Here is a 15,585-nt window from a genome sequence, read left to right on the forward strand (position 1 = left end):
AGTGTTTAACTCATGGCAAAGCAATATGACGAAAGTAGCGTAAAAACTTTAGACGCCTTATCCCATATTCGATTAAGATCGGGGATGTACATAGGGCGTTTAGGCGATGGCTCCCATCCAGATGATGGTATCTATATCATGCTTAAAGAAATTATCGACAATAGTGTTGACGAATTTATTATGAAGCATGGGAATAAAATTGTCATTGAATTAGACGAAGAAAAAGGAATGCTTGCCGTAAGAGACTATGGGCGAGGGATCCCTCTTGGTAAAGTGATTGAATGCGTGAGCCAAATCAATACGGGCGCCAAATACAATGATGATGTTTTTCAGTTTTCTGTAGGGCTAAATGGTGTGGGAACCAAAGCGGTAAATGCTCTTTCTAGCCGCTTTATAGCGCGCAGTCATCGGGATGGCCATTACTTTGAGGCCCAATTTTCTCAAGGAGTTTTAAAGCACAAAATTGAAGGGACCACAAAAGAACCTAACGGCACTTTTGTTCAATTCATTCCAGATATAGAAATTTTCAAGAAATATAGTTTCCATAAAGAATACATCATTAAACGTCTTTGGCATTATGCTTATTTGAATGCTGGATTGGTGATTCACTTTAATGGTGAGCGTATTGAGTCCAAAAATGGTTTACTCGATCTATTAAATGCTGAAGTTGCCGTCGACGATCGTTTTTATGAGCCGTTGCATTATCGTGGCAAAATGCTTGAATTTGCTTTTCTTCATACGCAAAGTTATGGAGAGACCTACTTTTCGTTTGTGAATGGTCAATATACGGCTGATGGAGGTACCCATTTATCAGCTTTTCGCGAAGGTCTTTTAAAAGGCGTCAATGAATATGCTAAAAAAAATTTTCAAGGTGTGGATGTACGGGAAGGCATAGTAGGAACAGTTCTTGTTAAGGTTAAAGATCCTCTTTTTGAATCGCAGACTAAAAATAAATTAGGCAATAATGAAGTGCGTGGGCCGGTCGTTCAAGAAGTAAAAGAAGCTGTAGTTGATCTTTTATATAAAAATCCAGCGACTGCTAATCAAATTATTGAGAGAATCGCTTTTAATGAAAAGCTTCGCAAAGAGCTTGCAAATGTTAAGAAAGAGGCCAAAGAAAAGCAAAAAAAAATTTCCTTTAAAATTCCTAAGCTTCGTGATTGCAAATGTCATTTTCAAGATGGAACTGCCGATGGAGAAAAGAGCATGATTTTTCTTACAGAAGGAGATTCTGCAAGCGCTTCCATTGTAGCTGCTAGAAATCCCTTTACGCAGGCTGTTTATTCTCTACGTGGCAAGCCCTTAAATGTGCATGGCATGAAACTGGATCAACTTTATAAAAATGAAGAATTGTTTAATCTGATGAGTGCCCTTAATGTGGAAGACGATATTTCTCAGCTTCGCTATCAGAAGGTTATTTTAGCTACCGATGCGGACGTGGATGGCATGCATATCCGCAATCTATTGATTACTTTTTTCCTTACCTATTTTGAAGGATTGGTTTTAAACGGACATCTCTACATACTAGAAACACCTTTATTCAAAGTAAGGAATAAAGAAAAAACTTATTATTGCTATAGCCCTGAAGAGCGTGATAAAGCGGTAGCTAAATTAAAAAAAGGAATAGAAATTACCCGTTTTAAAGGTTTGGGTGAAATTTCCCCAGGAGAATTCAAGCAGTTTATCAGCCACAATATCCGCCTTCTTCCTGTAACCATTCATGCTTTTTCTGATATTAAAACTACTGTGCAATTTTACATGGGTAAGAATACACCGGAACGTAAGCAGTTTATCATGCGTAATTTAATCAACGAAGATGAAGATTCTTTAAAAGAAATAGCTACCCTAGCAGCAGATAAACCAGGCAATGAAGAAAAATAGCCTTTCGGGCAAGAAATAAAAAGAAACTCCTACTAAATATAGCCAACATTAAATAAAGGTTGTTTCAACTGTTTTATTAAATTTGCGTTATTATTTTTTTTATTACGGTTTTTTGTTAAGCCTATAGTGTTGTTGACTATGAGCATCCCTAAACTATCTAAATGGATTATTGAGTATAAAATTTTATGGACGACATTAAGCAACTCATGCAGCTTAATTATCTTAAATATGCATCTTATGTGATTTTAGATCGCGCCATTCCTAATGTAGTGGATGGTCTTAAGCCGGTGCAGAGGCGTATTTTATTTACTTTATGGATGATGCATGATGGCAAATTGCATAAGGTGGCCAATGTAGCTGGCCAAACTATGGCCTACCATCCTCATGGGGATGCGCCTATCGTGGAAGCCCTGGTGAATATGTCTAATAAAGGTTACCTGCTAGACCAGCAAGGAAATTTTGGTAATATGTTCACTGGTGATCCTGCGGCAGCAGCACGCTACATTGAAACACGGCTTTCTGATTTAGCTCAAAGCACCATGTTTAATCCTGAACTCACCCAAACGATTCCTTCTTATGATGGGCGCCATCAAGAGCCTATTTCGCTTCCTGCCAAAATTCCTTTAGTGCTGATGCAAGGTGCCGATGGTATAGCGGTAGGAATGGCAACGCATATCCTCCCTCACAATTTTGTAGAGTTACTGGAAGCCGAGATTGCTATCTTAGAGGGGCGCGAGTATACGATTGTGCCCGATTTTCCTACAGGCGGTATCATGGATGCTTCGGAGTATGAGAAAGGTAAGGGTAAAGTCAAGCTGCGTGCTAAGATAGAGATACGAGATCCTAAGACTTTGGTGATCACGGAGATTTGCTATGGAACTACCACAGAATCCCTAATCCGCTCGATTGATGAAGCAGCCAAGAAAGGCAAAATTAAAATTGATTCAATCAATGATTACACCGCTGAAAAAGTAGAAATTGAGATCAAATTACCGCGAGGACAGTATGCACCCGATCTTATTGATGCTTTACATGCCTATACCGAATGTGAAATAGTATTAAACTCTTCCCTTGTAGTCATTAAGGATAATTTACCTTGGGAGCCTACTGTTAATGAAGTCTTAGAGTATCATACCGAATTGCTACAGGGTTATTTATCTCAAGAGCTAGAAATTGAGCGTAAAAAACTCTATGAAAAAATTTTTAATAAGACTTTGGAACAGATCTTTATAGAAAATCGCCTTTATAAAACCATTGAAAATATCTCTTCCTATGATAAAATTCATGGAGCGATAGAATTAAGTTTAGAACCTTTCCATCAGCAACTTTCTCGTATCCCTACTTATGAAGATCGAGAAGCTTTGCTGAATATTCCCATTCGACGTATTTCTCGTTTCGATTTAGATAAAAATCAAGAAGAAATTGCTGCTACACGTAAGCAACTAGCGAAAGTAGAAAAAGATCTTAAAGATATTAAGAAGTTTACGATTAATTACATTCGCGGAATAATTAACAAATATGGCAAAGCTTATCCTCGTACCACCCAATTGCAAGCTATCCAACAAGTAGATAAGCGTGCAATGACTCTACGAAATGTTAAAGTAGGGTTTGATCCAGTTTCTGGATTTGTCGGCACTAAAGTAGGCGGTAATAATCTTTTTGAATGTACCAATTTTGATAAAATTTTGCTTATGTTTAAAGATGGTACCTACACTGTGATTAATATACCTGAAAAGCAATATGTTCATCATAACGGCAATAAAGTCGTGTATGCAGGTATTGCTGACAAGAAAACCCTTATAAATGTAGCCTACAAAAATCCTCAAACTCATATTTGTTTTGCTAAACGCTTCATTATTACTCAGTTCATTTTGGATAAAATTTATAATTATATTGAAGAAGGAATGGAGCTACAGTATATTTCTACTGCCGAGCAAGCGCGTGTAGAATTACAGCTTATTCCCAAAATTAAACAGAAGCAATCTAAAGTCATATTTGATTTTGCTGCAACCACCGTTAAAAGTGTTTCTTCCAAAGGAATTCGTATGGACCAAAGGCCTGTAAAAAAGATCGTTCTCATGAAGTGATCAAAAAGGGGAGCCACATGAAAATTAGCTGTCTGCCCAAAGAAGGATCTCGCTTGCTAATGACTGTACTTATTGAAGAGGAACCTTGGCGAGATATCCATACCAAAATATTCGGACGCCAACCCTTGCTTCCAGAAAGCGATAGCTTAGCAGCCTTTCAAGAAAAGTTTAAAAAGCTAGAATATGTCAAAGCTAAAAAATACGCTTTAGATTGCCTAGCCTTGCGCAGCTATCTATCTATTCAAATGAAAAAATTGTTAAAAAGAAACCTAGTTTCAGAGGAAACTATAGAAGAAATTTTGCAAGAGTGCACACGCCTAGGCTATTTAAATGATAATGAGTGGCTTGAAGGATTTGTTAAAAGGCAATTGGCTCGTCATACAGGGCCTCAACGAATTATCTGCCAGTTGATGAATAAAGGAATATCTCGTGTAGAAGCCCATAAATATGTGGAAATGTATGTCCAAGCCAATACTTCTCAGCACAGCATTCAGCATTTAATAAATACCAAATATAAAACTCGCAATCTGGCTGATTATCGAGAAAAACAAAAAGTTTTTGCCGCCCTTATCCGTAAAGGGTTTGATATTCAAGCGGTAAAAGATGCATTAAAAGTAGAAGAATAATAAAAATTATCTCTTAGCTCTACTTATTCCTTTTTGCTCTCCTCTTTTCTCTTTACCCTAGCGCGTAAGAGGTAGTAAAAAACATGAAAAAATAAATTTTTAAGAGTTAGCTACTTAACGTTTAAAAATTTCACCTCTTAGGATTAAGTGCTTTCTTCTATTAAAGAATATAAAAAATAGCCCTCTTCTAAAAATAAAATCCTCCCTGTTAAAAATTTTCTTTTTTTATTAAATAGATAGCTTTAACTGGAGAGAGATAATTCTTAAAACTATTATAAGATAGTGTTTGTAAAATCATAATTTTAGTATAATAAAGAAAGAGAAGAAATCTTTTACCAGAAGGTGTATGATGAGTGATCCTACTATAACCTCTCTTTCCACTGTAACTTCTTCTGCAGCAGGAAGTCCTGCTAATGCTGCCACCCCTTCGACGAGCTCGGCAACTAACCCAACCGCTGCGGTAGAAGGAGGCAGTGTGAGTAATTTAGCGGAATTAAAAGATCAATCTCCTGAAGTTTACTCAGCGATGATGCAAGGAATTGCGATGAATGTATGCAGTAGAATGGCTCAACAGCAAGCCCATTTAAAGCAAGTGCAAGAAGAAGCTCGTCGTGCCTCAGAAGGCTAAGCGCAGGTAGGGGCAAACTAAGCTAGCTAAATTCTTAAAGTTTTTTTGTCTCATTAACTTTCTTTAGAAGGGTTAATTGGGCGTTTATACCAAAACTTAAGAAAAGCTAAAGCTAATTTATTTGGTAAATTCTTCATTTTTTTGCTATAGTACCAATAGAAGAAAAATAAATTTAAGTTTATTCAAGGAGCAATATGGGAGCAGAAAGATCCGAGGCAGTAAATGCTGCTAGTGTAACAGAGGCTATGAATACTTCTTCCTCTACTACGCCTTCCTCCATGGCCGCATCTCCACAAAATAGTGAGCGATTTACAACTATTAGCAGCATGTCTGATCTTAAAGAAAAGGCGCCAGAGATGCATAAGGCTATGATGCAAGGCTTAGCCATGAACATCTGCAATGGCATGCAAAAACATCAACAGCGTTTTAAAGAGATTCTTAGAAAAGGTCGTAGTCAACAATAAATAATAATGAATTTTATTATCCCCTCACTTTTTCTTGGCTTTTTGGTAGATGAGGCCTTTGCAAGGGCCTTAGAAAAAAATACTCCTGAATACCTTCATTTCTTCCTTCAGCCAGGCAGCGGATATTTAGAAGAAGTCACTTATCAAGAAGAGCACTATATAGGCAAATTCGTTAGTAACGAACAAAATGTCGGGCAATTAGAGCTTTTAGAAGCTCATATTTTTAGCCTCTTAAAGAAGCTAGCACCTGATTACAATTATACGCACTCTAATCTAGTCTTACTTGCCCTTCCTCAAAAGGAAGTTGCCCCTGCGGTTATTTCTTATAAAAACAAAAAAAGGAAAGCTTAAAAAAGGCTATAGTAATTTTCATTAGCTGTTAAAGCGATTTTCCTCTAATAAATATAAGTTTCGTATGAAAAACGATGAAAGTGAATGTGTGATTATCCGCGAGGAGGAAGAGGGAGAGCGTTTGGATAAAATTCTTTCCCAGCGTTTTTTAGGCGTACATTCTCGTACATATTTTCAATATTTGATCGAGCAGGGAAGAATTTTTGTTAATGGCGAAGTAGTTAAAAAACGTTATCGACCCTCAGTAGATGATGAAATCCATATCCATTACATCCTTACCCCTGAAATTGGACTGCAGCCGGAAGCTATTCCTTTAAATATTATTTTCGAAGATAATGACCTGATTGTCGTCAATAAACCGGCTGGTATGGTTGTACATCCTGCACCTGGTCATCCTACTGGTACCTTCGTACACGCCCTCATTTATCATTGCCAGAATCTACCAAAAAATCAGGTAGAGGAGCTTTATCCACGTCCTGGCATCGTTCATCGCTTAGATAAGGACACTTCCGGCTTACTGGTGGCTGCTAAAACTACTGAGGCCCATACCCGTTTAATTGAAATGTTTTCTAATCGAGAAGTTTATAAAGAATATTTAGCTATCTGTGTAGGTAATCCTGGTAGCCAGGAAATTAGAAATTTTATTGGGCGACATCCTGTTTTCCGACAAAAGATGAAGGTTTTAGAAGAGGGAGGACGTCTGGCCATTAGCGTGTGTGAAACAAAAAATCATTCCGCTCCTTTTAGCTTAGTACAGGTCAATTTAAAAACCGGCAGGACTCATCAAATACGGGTTCATATGCAACACTTAGGAGCCCCTATCTTAGGAGATCCTCTGTATGGAAATCTACAGATAAACAAAAAATATGGAGTTAGTAGGCAGCTTCTTCATGCTCATATTCTTCAATTTAAGCACCCTGTTAAAGGCCATCTTTTAAGCTTTAAAGCAGACATACCTTCGGATATGAGAGTGTGGGTAGAAAAATTAATAAAACATGCAGGGGAGGAGAAAAAGGTGACTATTTCTTCCTAAAGCTGAAAAAGCTAGCATTAAAGAGTAGAGAAAAAGTTTCAACCAAAATCTAAAAAGGACGAGAGTTTTCTTGAAATTCATTAAAACGACCAACTGAAGGAAATAATATGGCTGGCAAGCAAATTTGTCTCCTAAGAGGTTTTAAGGTAAACAAGAGAAAATGAATCTTTATTTAGCAAATATTGCAGGGAAACTTTTGATAATTAGTCAATTTACTCTATATAGAAATTACAAAAAAGGCAGAAGGCCTGACCTTTGGAAGCAGGCCTCTTCGTCTTTGGCAGAAATCCGTTAGTGAAAGATTTTTAGCCAAGTTGGGAAAAGAAAGGGGCTAGATGTTCAACCCGTTAAAGCTGGTACTCACAAGCCAATCGATTTAATTAACGAGAGGCTCATTCCTAGCGAAGAAGGGCTTTCTTATGAGGGGGTAATCAGAGCTTTTTTTATAAATCACCCCTTTAATAGATATACAAATTTTATGTAGATTTATAAAAATAATTGGGATACCCTAGATGTAAGGGCAGAATAAGGGCCACACAAGTCTAAATTTGGAAAACTTTTGTCAAATATACACATTGAAAAAGGATCGAACTATGAAAGAATTTGTAGCATACATAGTCAAGAATCTGGTCGACCATCCTGACAAGGTAAAAATTAATGAGATTGGGGGAACACAAACTCTGATTATTGAACTATCGGTTGAAAAATCGGATATAGGAAAAATCATTGGTAAAAAAGGTAAAACGATTAATGCCATTCGTACTCTTTTAATGTCTGTGGCTAGCCGCAATGGCATTCGTGTGAACCTGGAAATACTTGAAGATGGTAATCCAGTTAAGCAGGAAGGCTAAATAAAAGGTGGAGGGTAAGTTTGTAATATGGGCTATCCCTCCTTTACTCCGCATCATCCGCTTTAGCTAACAGCAAAAGCAAATGTTTCTTTTTTTTTGCAAAGATTTATAGCTGAATCTTTTCGCTTTACTTACGATCGTTTTTTTAAACTTCTCTATTAGATTTCTTGAAATTCTATGCCCCTATAGTTTGCTCCTCTGATTCAAATAGGTGCTTGCTAATCTGCTGGAATTATCCCTAAATCAGGGAAAAAATGATTGCCTAGAATTCAAAATGCTTTTTTACAAAGTTTACAATGTAATCAAAGATTAAAGAAAAATAGGGAAGGGAAGTAAAATTGGACCGAGTAGGATTCGAACCTACGACCACCCGCTTAGAAGGCGGGTGCTCTATCCACTGAGCTATCAGTCCAAAACAAGTAATAAAACAATACAGTAATCTCTACCTTATTTTCAAGTTCAAATGGATAAAACGTCAAATAAAGATAGAAAAAAGTGTTTGGTAAAAGCCCTTATTTTTTTCTCCATACCTCTCACCTATAGAACTGGTTTTTTGCATTTTTTATGGTAAGAAATATAAGCTTAGAGAAATAGCTTAATTGAAAAGAGCGGTAGTTACACGCTTTTGAGCTACTCGTTATGCACCTCCATACTTTATACAATCCTTTTCGTTAAGCAGAGAGACATCTTTCAGAGGGTTGGGTAGGCAGGCTAAGTTTTTTTTAAAGCATATTATATGTTTTTCTTTCATCGATAAAAAGCTTTTTAAAGAAAAGAATAGATGTGTGCTTTTTAAATTCTCTGTAAGGCAAAAAAATTTTTTATAAAGGAGCCAAAAGAGAGAGGGATTATCCTCTCTATCATTTTTTATATGACTGATTTTAAGATTTTTTGTCGTAAAAAGTGTCATAAAAATGTCGTAAAAGATTAATCTAGGCTGGGGTTAATTCTATAATGGGTAGCTTTTTTGATCCCTTCCTGTAAAATCAGCCCTATTTCTATCAGATGGGAAAGGTCTCGTTGGAGCGAACGTCGGTTAATGCCAGGACAGAGCAACTCGTATTCCTGAATAGTAAACTTTTTTTCTGTTTCAAGTAAAATTTCTAGGGCCTGTTTTTGCCTTTCAGACAGTTTATATTTTAGGGCTAAAATATCCAATTTAATTGCCTGAGATCCTTTAAATTGGATTTCATGCATTTGTGTCTCTAATGCTGTAGAAAAATACTCCAGCCAGCTTGTCATATCCATATGATTATTTCTAACAGACTGGATGGCTTGATAATACTCCTGTCGATTGCGATCATAATATTCGCTAATCGTAAAAAGCTTTTTAAAATCATATCCCGACCGATGAAGACATAAGGTGGATAGCAGCCGAGCTGTTCTGCCATTACCGTCTAGAAAAGGATGGATATGAACTAGCTGAAATTGGGCAATTCCAGCTAACAGCACAGGAGGGATCTTTTCTTCGTGTTGTAACCAATCGACTAGTTCAGCCATGAGTAGGGGAACATCATAGAGTGCAGGGGGAGTATAAATGATTTCTTTGGTTTTTGAATTAGCTACGTAATTTTGAATGGTTCTATATTGGCCCGGTTGAGCACTATTTCCTCGCACACCTTCGACTAAGCGTTTGTGAATTTCTCTAATCAAGCCTTCAGTAATGGCCCCGCGAGAAAAAACATAGTCAGCGACAAAATCAAAAGCCTTTTTATAATTTAATAATTCCTTTACGTCTTCAGAATTAACATCCGACATTTTCACCCCGGAAAGCAGCTTTTTAGACTGATCGAGGCTCAAGTGAGTCCCTTCTATATGAGTGGTATGATGTGCTTCCAAAATTAGTGCACGGGCTTGCATTTTGGATAACCAATTCTCTGAAAGCTTAGCAGCTTCTAAAAAACCTCGCGTTCGTTCAATCGCTGTAAGAGCAGATGCTAACGGGATAGTAATAGTAAAATTAGGATGAAATGGCAATTTTTTAATGACACCTTTTTTCTAATTGTGTCATAAAAATGAGCAGCTGGCAATAAATTTCTCACTCTACTTTATTTTTAAGGTGCTGCTTATAATAAATGATGTAATCAAGGCTTTATAAAATAAAAAGAGGCTTAAAAAATATGTAAATTTTTAGCTTGCTACCGTTTGTTTAAGTGGTAGAAACTTGGAAGGGCTTCTCTATTAACCTCCCAATGATTTTTTTAAGAAATTTTTTAGCCTTAGTCCTTGCTCGGGGAAAGTTTATCTTTTTTAAGATCAGCAATTTAATAAAATCTCTCAATTTTCTACTCACAAGCTAAGCCGTGGAGTTAACGTAATAGCTTTCCTCTTACATTTCATAAATGGCAAGAAAATTGTATTTGTATGAAAAGGTGTGAATAAATAGGTGTTGAAAAATTATGTTATTAAACATTATGTTACTAAGCATAATAATTAGTAAGAAAAAGAGTGTATATGAGATTCATTAATCGGCAGCAAGAGCTGTCTCGCTTGGATCGCTTAGCAAATAGCGAGGAAGCAGCAATGGCTGTTATTTGGGGAAGAAGGCGGGTGGGAAAGACGCGTCTACTTTTAGAATGGGCTCATAAATACCAAGGTATTTACTATACAGCAGATGAATCGGCCCCCGCCATCCAAAGAAAATATTTTGCTTTAGCCCTTCAGCAAGCTTTACCGGACTTTGCAGCCGTTGAATATTCAGATTGGCATTCCTTATTCATGCGATTAGCTAAAGAGGCGATGTATACTGGCTGGCGGGGCCCCTTAATAATTGATGAGCTTCCTTATCTTATCTCTTCATCTCCTGAATTGGCTAGTGTATTGCAAAGATTTATTGATCATGAAGGGAAAAAAGCAAAAATGATTGTGGCCCTATCAGGCTCAAGTCAACGCATGATGCAAGGTGCCGTATTAGATGCTTCGGCTCCTTTGTTTGGTAGAGCTAACGAAATTATTAAACTAGGACCTATAACTGCAGGCTACATGGCAGAAGGTTTAAATATTAAAAGTTCTCGAGAAGTGGTGGAAACATATTCTATTTGGGGAGGCATTCCCCGTTATTGGGAACTAGTAAATAACAATAGGGGTTCATTTTTTGAAAATATTGATCAGCTGGTTTTAGATCCCCTTGGAGCACTAAACGATGAGCCTAATCACTTGCTTTTAGAAGAAGCTGCCATAAGTTTAAGGCCTATTTTAGATGCCATGGGCCTAGGAGCCCATCGCCTATCAGAGATTGCAGCTCGCATTGGGCAGCCTGTCACTTCTTTTATGCGCCAAATTCAACGATTATTAGAACTTGATTTAATTGAGCGAGAGATTTCTTTTGGTTCTACTGAATATAATTCTAAACGCACTCTTTATAAAATAAAAGATCCTTTCATGCGTTTTTGGTTTGAAATTGTAGCTCCTCAGCGCAGTTATTTTACTCAGATCAGCTCGGCCCAACGTCAAGCTTATCTTAAAAATTCCTTTCAGCCTATATTTTCTGTCACATGGGAAGAACTTTGTCGAGCCGCGGTTCCACGTTTCCCCTATCAATTGAGCAATATTGCTTTTGGAAGGGCTAGTCGTTATTGGCATAAGCAAGATTCAGAATGGGATATATTAGCTAATTCAATCGAGGGTAAAGCTTTATTTATTGGAGAAGCAAAATGGATAGCAAAGCCCCCTTCCGCTCAATGGATCTATAAAACTATTGAAGAGTTAAAATATAAAGGTCTTCCTCCTACAGCTAGGCAATCTAATAAGCAAGTTGTTTACGGATTATTTATTCCTGAAAAGCCTAAAGACTTGGACTTACCTGAAAACATACAAGTAATCGATGCAAATGAAGTACTACAAGTTTTAAGGTAGGCATGAGGGGGTTAATAAGCTAGGAAAAAGGAAACGTTAATTAGTGCAACCCAATTTACCCAAAAAATTTCACGGCTGCATTAATTTAAAAATAGAGTTTTTTCAAACAAGGAAAAGAATAATAATTATTTCCCTTGCTTGGCCAACTTAAATCTTCATACGATTCTACTACCTTCATGTTATATCTCTATAATAAGCCGCAGGCTCTCTATATCTTTAAGATTTTCTATGCCTACTAGTTTGTCCTTTTAGTATTATAAATGATAAAAACAAGTCCCTCCACAGGTACAGCTTAACACGCTGCTTTAATTTTTCTGAAGGATTTGGCGGAGAGTTTGCTCCAACGCAAGATATAAATATTCAGGTAGCTGCGCTATCTCGGCAGGAAGAGAGGTAAGTGGGTTATTGCCTATGAGAAGCACTTTCAGCTGTGAAAGCTGCCCTATCTCTGCAGGAAGAGTGGTGAGCTGGTTGTCGTCTAATTGAAGGCCTTCCAGTTGTGAAAGTCGCCCTATCTCCGCAGGAAGCGTGGTGAGCTGGTTGCTGCTTATGGCTAGGTGGTAGAGTGAAGAAAGTTGCCATATTTCTGGAGGAAGAAAGGCAAGCTGGTTCTCGCTTAAATAAAGCATTTCCAGCTTGGAGAGCTGCCCTATCTCTGCAGGAAGGGTGGTAAGTTGATTGTAGTCTAAGTGGAGAGTGCACAGTTGAGACAAGCCTCCTATCTCTGCAGGGAGAGCAGCTAGCCGGTTTTGTTGCAAGCCAAGATATTGCAATTGAGACAGCCGCCCTATTTCTATCGGCAGAGAGGTGAGCTGATTGTTGTCTAAGTAAAAATTTTCCAGCTGAGAAAGCTGCCCTATCTCCGCAGGAAGGCTGGTAAGCTGGTTACCGCTTAGGAAAATGTCTTTCAGTTGAGGCAGCTGCCCTATCTCGGCGGGAAGAGCAGTTAGCTGGTTGTGTTGCAAGCCAAGACATTGTAAATGAGACAACTGCCCTATCTCGGCAGGAAGGGTGGTGAGCTGGTTGCTGCCTAGGGAAAGTCTACCAAGCTGAGAAAACTGTCTTATCTCCGGAGGTAAAAAGGTCAGGCCGCTTCCTTCTAAATTTGCTTCTGTGATCCCTTTACCATGGTTCTCAATCCAATCTTTAAAAAGGTCTCCTTTATTTGCTAAAGGCAGATACTTGATTTTCTCTTGCTCTAAGTACTCCTTTCCACCAGGAAGGCTTCTCCATATTAATAGGCGATTAATATTTATAAGATAGGAAGAATAATTAGCCAGGGTAAAATATCTTTTTTCCTCAGTTACCCATTTAAATTCTAACTCCATAGGAGAAAGTGAGCTAGCTAGAGCAAAAGTTTGCTTAAAAATTTCCTTGACTTTTTCTGTTTCAGAAAGCCCACCTTCTAGCTTGTAAATCTTATCCACAATAAGGGACTGCTTGCTAATATCTCCTTGTGGAACATGAATGCTGCCTATTTGCCTATAAAGAGAAGGCATGACTTCGTTAGCCAGCAGATGATGCCATCTTGTACAAACGCTAGAAAGGGCAGGCGAGGTGCAATACTTTAAAATGGGGACTAATATTTCATTAGGCAATTGTTCAAGGGTGATAGAAGAGCTAGGATTCATGGTATCGCCTCTTTAGGATGTGTACATGTTTTTAGTCGCTTTGTAGAAGTATCGCCTATACATGAAAAAATAAAATAAGCAAAAAAATGGTAGGAATCAATCTTTAACATTAAGCATTAAAAATAAAGGAATATAAAAAGCTGTTAGAAAATTTTACCTTAACTTTAGCAGAAAGACAGACTTTTAGATCCTACGCTTCTATAATAAACCAAAAGCTCTATATCTTTGAAGCCTTCTGGGCCTGCCAATCTGCCTTTTTAATTTCATAAAAGATAAAGACAGGTACCTTTTAAGGTACAGCCTAACACGCTGCTTTAATTTTTCTGAAGAATTTTGCGGAGAGTTTCCTCCAACGCAAGATATAAATATTCAGGTAGCTGCGCTATCTCGGCAGGAAGAGAGGTAAGAGGGTTATTGTCTAACTGAAGGCTTTCCAGTTGCGAAAGTCGCCCTATCTCTGCAGGAAGGGTGGTAAGCTGGTTACTGCTTAGAACTAGATTGTAGAGCGATGAAAGCTGCCCTATCTCTGCAGGAAGAGTGGTAAGCTGGTTGTTGTCTAATTGAAGGCTTTTCAATTGCGAAAGTCGTCCTATCTCTACAGGAAGAGTTGTAAGCTGGTTGTTGTTTAAGTAAAGGTATTCCAGCTGGGATAACTGCCCTATCTCTGCAGGAAGGGTGGTGAGCTGGTTTTGGTTTAATTCAAGCGCTCGCAGCTGAGACAGCTGCCCTATCTCTGCAGGAAGGGTGGTAAGCTGGTTACTGCTTAGAACTAGATTGTAGAGCGATGAAAGCTGCCCTATCTCTGCAGGAAGGGTGGTAAGCTGGTTACTGCTTAGAACTAGATTGTAGAGCGATGAAAGCTGCCCTATCTCTGCAGGAAGGGTGGTGAGCTGGTTCTGGCTTAAGTGAAGCATTTCCAGCTTGGAGAGCCGCCTTATCTCTGCAGGAAGAGAGGTGAGCTGATTGTTGTCTAAGTAGAAATTTTCCAGCTGAGAAAGTTGCCCTACTTCCGCAGGAAGGGAGGCCAACTGGTTGCCGCTTAGGAAAATGTTTTTCAGTTGAGACAGCTGCCCTATCTCGGCAGGAAGGGTGGTGAGCTGGTTGTTGCCTAAGAAAAGTCTATCAAGCTGAGAAAAATGTCTTATCTCCGGAGGTAAAAGGGTCAGGCCACTTCCTTCTAAACTTGCTTCTGTAATCCCTTTACCATGGCTCTCAATCCAATCTTTAAAAAGTTCTCCTTTTTTTGCTAAAGGCAAATACTTGATTTTCTCTTGCTCTAAATACTCCCTTCCACCAGGCAGCTCTTTCCACATTAACAGGCGATTAATATTTATAAGATAGGAAGAATAATTAGCCAGGGTAAAATATCTTTTTTCCTCAGTTTTCCATCTAAATTCTAACTCCATAGGAGAAAGTGAGCTAGCTAGAGCAAAGGTTTGCTTAAAGATTTCCTTGACTTTTTCTGCTTCAGAAAGCCCATCTTTTAGCTTATAAATCTTATCCACAATAAGGGACTGCTTGCTAATATTTCCTTGAGGAACATGAATGCTGTCTATTTGCCTATAAAGAGAAGGCATGACTTCGTTAGCCAGCAGATGATGCCATCTTGTACAAACGCTAGAAAGGGCAGGCGAGGTGCAATACTTTAAAATGGGGACTAATATTTCATTAGGCAATTGCTCAAGGGCGATAGAAGAGCTAGCGTTCACAGTATGGCCTTTATACATGTTTTTATTGGTTTTTTAATAACGTGCTTGTACATGTAATAAACAAAATACAATTTATTCTTTTATAATGCTATGGTTTTTTATAATGTTCTTCCCTCTCCAAATATTGTGATGAAAATTATTTGGTAAGCTGTTGCCTAACAATCCTCTCAAATAATCAAGCGCATAAATGGCACTTTATCGAATATCAATCATCTTTTGTTACGGATCGATAGTTCTTAGTATGTGAGCAGCTAAGCGATTGATTAAAGCCATGTTTTTAAGCCCCAAAGCCTCTATCGCTTAATGAGCATCTTCTTTAAAACCACCCTGATGTAGACTATTTTCTATGAAATCCCCTGCGCTCGCATTCAGTTTGTAGATTCTTTAGCCCCCTGCATTTTTATAATAACAGCTCACATCTTCTACTTTAACCGCTATTATCCCTTCAGAACGCCTTTAATCATTGGCA

13 protein-coding genes and 1 tRNA gene are annotated in these 15,585 nt (G+C 38.1%); 10 read left to right on the forward strand and 4 right to left on the reverse strand.

What is annotated here, in order from left to right; genetic code table 11:
- The first annotated feature begins 12 nt into the window (after positions 1 to 12).
- The 9 genes from DB42_RS02740 (at position 13) to DB42_RS02775 (ending at position 7,921) form a co-directional block, all read left to right on the forward strand.
- Positions 13 to 1,881: a DNA topoisomerase IV subunit B gene (locus DB42_RS02740; RefSeq protein WP_044881631.1), complete on the forward strand. Its 1,869-nt coding sequence runs from the start codon at positions 13 to 15 to the stop codon at positions 1,879 to 1,881.
- Between the two features lie 185 nt (positions 1,882 to 2,066).
- Positions 2,067 to 3,968 carry a DNA topoisomerase IV subunit A gene (locus DB42_RS02745; RefSeq protein ID WP_039386295.1) on the forward strand — a complete coding sequence of 634 codons (1,902 nt, stop codon included), beginning with the start codon at positions 2,067 to 2,069 and terminating at the stop codon, positions 3,966 to 3,968.
- A 17-nt stretch (positions 3,969 to 3,985) separates the two neighbouring features.
- A complete protein-coding gene (locus DB42_RS02750; protein ID WP_044881632.1) occupies positions 3,986 to 4,594 on the forward strand; it encodes a regulatory protein RecX in 609 nt (202 codons plus the stop codon).
- A 346-nt stretch (positions 4,595 to 4,940) separates the two neighbouring features.
- On the forward strand, positions 4,941 to 5,222 hold the full coding sequence (locus tag DB42_RS02755) for a hypothetical protein (protein WP_155117394.1): 282 nt from the start codon (positions 4,941 to 4,943) through the stop codon (positions 5,220 to 5,222).
- Positions 5,223 to 5,416: 194 nt separating this feature from the next.
- On the forward strand, positions 5,417 to 5,686 hold the full coding sequence (locus DB42_RS02760) for a hypothetical protein (protein WP_039386290.1): 270 nt from the start codon (positions 5,417 to 5,419) through the stop codon (positions 5,684 to 5,686).
- A gap of 6 nt (positions 5,687 to 5,692) precedes the next feature.
- On the forward strand, positions 5,693 to 6,037 hold the full coding sequence (locus DB42_RS02765; protein ID WP_052435929.1) for a hypothetical protein: 345 nt from the start codon (positions 5,693 to 5,695) through the stop codon (positions 6,035 to 6,037).
- A gap of 64 nt (positions 6,038 to 6,101) precedes the next feature.
- Positions 6,102 to 7,070: an RluA family pseudouridine synthase gene (locus DB42_RS02770; RefSeq protein ID WP_044881634.1), complete on the forward strand. Its 969-nt coding sequence runs from the start codon at positions 6,102 to 6,104 to the stop codon at positions 7,068 to 7,070.
- A gap of 160 nt (positions 7,071 to 7,230) precedes the next feature.
- Positions 7,231 to 7,365, forward strand: coding sequence for a D-aminoacyl-tRNA deacylase (locus DB42_RS10805; RefSeq protein ID WP_080502689.1), 135 nt, complete (start codon positions 7,231 to 7,233; stop codon positions 7,363 to 7,365).
- A 298-nt stretch (positions 7,366 to 7,663) separates the two neighbouring features.
- Positions 7,664 to 7,921 carry a KH domain-containing protein gene (locus DB42_RS02775; RefSeq protein ID WP_039386287.1) on the forward strand — a complete coding sequence of 86 codons (258 nt, stop codon included), beginning with the start codon at positions 7,664 to 7,666 and terminating at the stop codon, positions 7,919 to 7,921.
- A gap of 339 nt (positions 7,922 to 8,260) precedes the next feature.
- Here DB42_RS02775 and DB42_RS02780 read toward each other — a convergent pair.
- Together DB42_RS02780 and DB42_RS02790 are read right to left on the reverse strand one after the other, a co-directional pair.
- Positions 8,261 to 8,333: transfer RNA gene (locus tag DB42_RS02780), tRNA-Arg, on the reverse strand.
- A gap of 515 nt (positions 8,334 to 8,848) precedes the next feature.
- Entirely contained in the window at positions 8,849 to 9,898 is a 1,050-nt protein-coding gene (locus tag DB42_RS02790; RefSeq protein ID WP_044881636.1) for a Fic family protein, read from the reverse strand.
- A gap of 477 nt (positions 9,899 to 10,375) precedes the next feature.
- Here DB42_RS02790 and DB42_RS02795 point away from each other — a divergent pair, with 477 nt between their 5' ends.
- On the forward strand, positions 10,376 to 11,776 hold the full coding sequence (locus DB42_RS02795) for an ATP-binding protein (RefSeq protein ID WP_044881637.1): 1,401 nt from the start codon (positions 10,376 to 10,378) through the stop codon (positions 11,774 to 11,776).
- 305 nt (positions 11,777 to 12,081) lie between these two features.
- On the opposite strand, the gene DB42_RS10245 is transcribed toward DB42_RS02795, so the two are convergent.
- Both DB42_RS10245 and DB42_RS10250 read right to left on the reverse strand, forming a co-directional pair.
- A complete protein-coding gene (locus DB42_RS10245; RefSeq protein ID WP_052435930.1) occupies positions 12,082 to 13,407 on the reverse strand; it encodes a leucine-rich repeat domain-containing protein in 1,326 nt (441 codons plus the stop codon).
- 314 nt (positions 13,408 to 13,721) lie between these two features.
- Entirely contained in the window at positions 13,722 to 15,116 is a 1,395-nt protein-coding gene (locus DB42_RS10250) for a leucine-rich repeat domain-containing protein (protein ID WP_162180744.1), read from the reverse strand.
- Between the last annotated feature and the right edge of the window lie 469 nt (positions 15,117 to 15,585).

This window comes from Neochlamydia sp. EPS4, assembly GCF_000813665.1.
Lineage (GTDB): Bacteria > Chlamydiota > Chlamydiia > Chlamydiales > Parachlamydiaceae > Neochlamydia.